This window comes from Streptomyces sp. NTD91 (assembly GCF_059510455.1).
The window spans coordinates 1-3,222 of sequence record NZ_JCAJZW010000106.1; the positions used below are offsets into that span (position 1 = coordinate 1).

Below are 3,222 nucleotides of genomic sequence, written 5' to 3' on the forward strand. Positions count from 1 at the left end.
TTGCGCGGCCCGGCCATGACCGTGGCGCCGGCGGCGAGGGCGAGGCGGCACTCGTCCTGGCGCAGGGCCTGTACGGCGAGGTGCAGGGCGACCAGCGACGAGGAGCACATGGTGTCGACGGTGACGGCGGGCCCCTCGAAGCCGAGGGTGTAGGCGATGCGCCCGGAGAGCACGGCGCCGGAACCGCCGGTCAGCATGTGGCCCTCGACCCGGTCGCGGGCGTGCGCGGCGGCGGCGCCGTACCCCTGGTCGCTGCTGCCGACGAAGACGCCGGCCTTCTCGCCGCGCAGCGTGCCGGGGTCGATGCCGGCCCGCTCCAAGGCCTCCCAGGAGGTCTCCAGCAGCAGGCGCTGCTGCGGGTCCATGACGGTGGCCTCGCGCGGCGAGATGTCGAAGAACGCCGGGTCGAAGTCGGCGGCGTCGTACAGGAAGGACCCGGAGCGGGTGTAGCTGGTGCCCTGGTGCTCGGGGTCGGGGTGGTACAGGTTCTCCAGGTCCCAGCCGCGGTCGGCGGGCAGCTCCGAGACGGTGTCGACGCCCGCGACGAGCAGGTCCCAGAAGTCCTCGGGGGTGTGGGCGTTCCCGGGGAAGCGGCAGCTCATCGAGACGATGGCGATGGGCTCCTGCTGGCGGGCCTCGACTTCCTGGAGGCGCCGGCGGGTCTGCCGCAGGTCGGTAGTGACCAGCTTGAGGTAGTCGCGGAGCTTGTCCTCGTTAGCCATGTACGTCATCAGTCCCTAGAGCAGGCCCGAAGGCTTGGAGTCGCCCGTAAGGCGTCGGCAACGGGCAGGTCGGTGGGAATCGTGCCGGGGGCGGGTGGTGGGTGGCGGGGGGCTGGAGGCCGGACGGGCCGCGGGGGGCTTCGGCCCGTCCGGCTGGTCTAGTTGAGGCCGAGTTCCTTGTCGATCAGGTCGAACATCTCGTCGTCGGACACGGCCTCGAGCAGCGCGTCGTCGTCGGTCCCGCCGCCCGCCGCCGCGGACTCAGCCGGGCTGTCGGACAGCCGCCACAGCAGGGCTTGGAGCCGGGCGGTGATCCTGGTGCGAGCCGCGTCGTCGGCCGGGTCGAGCGCGGCGACGGCGGCCTCCAGTTCCTCCAGCGCGGGCAGTTCCTGTCCGCCCAGCTGCTCGGTGCCGGTGACGAGTTCGGTCAGCAGGCGGCCGGCGAGGGCGGTCGGGGTCGGGTGGTCGAAGACCAGCGTGGCGGGCAGCGCGAGCCCGGTGGCGTCCTTGAGCCGGTTGCGCAGCTCCACGGCGGTCAGGGAGTCGAACCCGAGGTCGCGGAAGGCGTGCGAGGGGCTGATCGCGGCGGTGCCCTCGTGGCCGAGGACCGCCGCGACCTGCGTGCGGACCAAGTGGAGCACCATCCGCTCCTGTTCGGCTCGGCCCACTCCGGCGAGCCGCGCGGCGAACGCCCCCGCCGGGCCGCCGTCTGTGTCGCCGCCGACGCCGTCACCGGCCGCGGTGGCGCGGGCGGCCTCGGCGGCGGTGCGCACCTCGGGGATCCCGTCGAAGAGGCGGCGGCGACGGGCGGCGGAGTAGGTCGCCGCGAACCGGTCCCACAGCACGTCGGCGACGACGAGGAACGTCTCGTCGAGTCCGAGCGCCTGCTGCACCGCGCCGACGGCGACCTCCGGGTCCATGGTGGGCACGCCGTAGCGGCGCAGCCGGTCGCTCTCGGCGTCGTCGACCATGCCGCCGCCCGCCCAGGCGCCCCAGGCGATGGACGTCGCGACCCGGCCGCGGGCGCGGCGCCACTCGGCGAACGCGTCGAGGTAGGCGTTGGCCGCCGCGTACCCGGAGTGCCCGCCGTCGCCCCAGACGCCCGCGCCGGAGGAGAACAGCACGAACGCCTCCAGCGGCCGGTCCGCGAGCAACGCGTCCAGGTGGACGGCGCCGGCGATCTTCGCCTCCGCCACCGCGCGCAGCGCGTCCAGGTCGGTGTCCTCCACGCCCACGGCGGGCGGTTCCAGGCCGGCCGCGTGCACCACGGCGGTGACGGGTGCCCTCTCGGGTACGTCCGCGAGCAGCTTGGCCAGCGCGTCCCGGTCGGTGATGTCGCAGGCGGCGATGGTCACACGGGCGCCCAGCGCGGTGAGTTCCGCCTCCAGCTCGACCGCGCCCGGCGCGTCGAGCCCCCGGCGGCTGACCAGCAGCAGATGCTCGGCACCGGTCGCGGCGAGCCGCCGCGCCAGGTGCGCGCCGAGCGCGCCGGTGCCGCCGGTGACGAGCGTCGTACCGGAGAACCCGATCGTACGCCGCCCGGCGGCACCGGTACCGGGGTCCGGGTCGGCGGGCTTGCGGATCAGGCGGCGGACGTAGAGCCCGTCGGCGCGGACGGCGAACTGGTCCTCGTCGTCGTCACCGGCCAGGCCCGCGAAGAACCCGTCCCAGATGCGCGCGCCGAGTTCCGCGATCGAACCGGGGGTGACCGGAAGGTCCAGGAGCCCGCCCCAGCGGTGGGGATGCTCCAGGCCGAAGACCCGGCCGAGCCCCCAGACGGCCGCCTGGTCCGGCACGGGTCCGCCGTCGGACAGCCCGCTCGGGGACACCGGTCCCCTCACGGTCACCGCTCCCCGGGTGACGGTCCACAGTGGCAGCTGCGCCGAGGTGTCCGTCAGGGCCTGCATGAGCAGCAGGGTCGCGGTGACGGGCCGGGGCACGCCGGGCTCCGGCGCCTCGTCGTCCCCTGCGGGGTCCGCCGGGTCGAGGGGCAGCAGGTTGAGTACGGCGCCGACGGCCGGACTGTGCTCCAGCGTCGCGCGCAGCCGCGCGGCCAGGGCGGCGCGGTCGTCACGATCCACGTCGAAGAGAACGGTCTCGACGGCTTCGACGCCGTCACGGTCACGCAGACGCTCGATCAGCTCGCGCGTCGGACCACCGCCTCCCCCCTCGGTGCCGGTCTCCGAGCCACCGACGGGCAGCACGACCAGCCAGTGTGCGGGCAGCGCACCGGGACCGGCCGTGTCCGCGCCGGCCGGCTGCCAGGTCACGGTGCAGCGCCAGGAGTCCAGCAGCGCGCTCTCCCGCCTGCGCCTGCGCCACTCGGCCAGCACGGGCAGCACCGGCTCGGCCGCCCCGAGCGTCTCGCGCCGCTCGGGGGCGAGGTCGAGGGTGTCGGCCAGCGCCTCCAGGTCCTCGCGCTCGACGGCCTCCCAGAACCGGGCGTCCAGATCGTCCCCGGCGGTACCCGCGCCCCCGGACAGCGGTGCGGGCTCGGGCG

General features: G+C 75.2%; 2 protein-coding genes. Both read right to left on the reverse strand.

Features of this window, described 5'->3' with window-relative positions:
• A partial coding sequence (locus tag AC5WRT_RS38720; protein ID WP_496098893.1) for a beta-ketoacyl synthase N-terminal-like domain-containing protein occupies window positions 1-722 on the reverse strand: 722 nt, incomplete at its 3' end.
• A gap of 158 nt (window positions 723-880) precedes the next feature.
• The coding region (locus AC5WRT_RS38725; RefSeq protein WP_496101083.1) for an SDR family NAD(P)-dependent oxidoreductase at window positions 881-3,222 on the reverse strand (2,342 nt) is incomplete at its 5' end.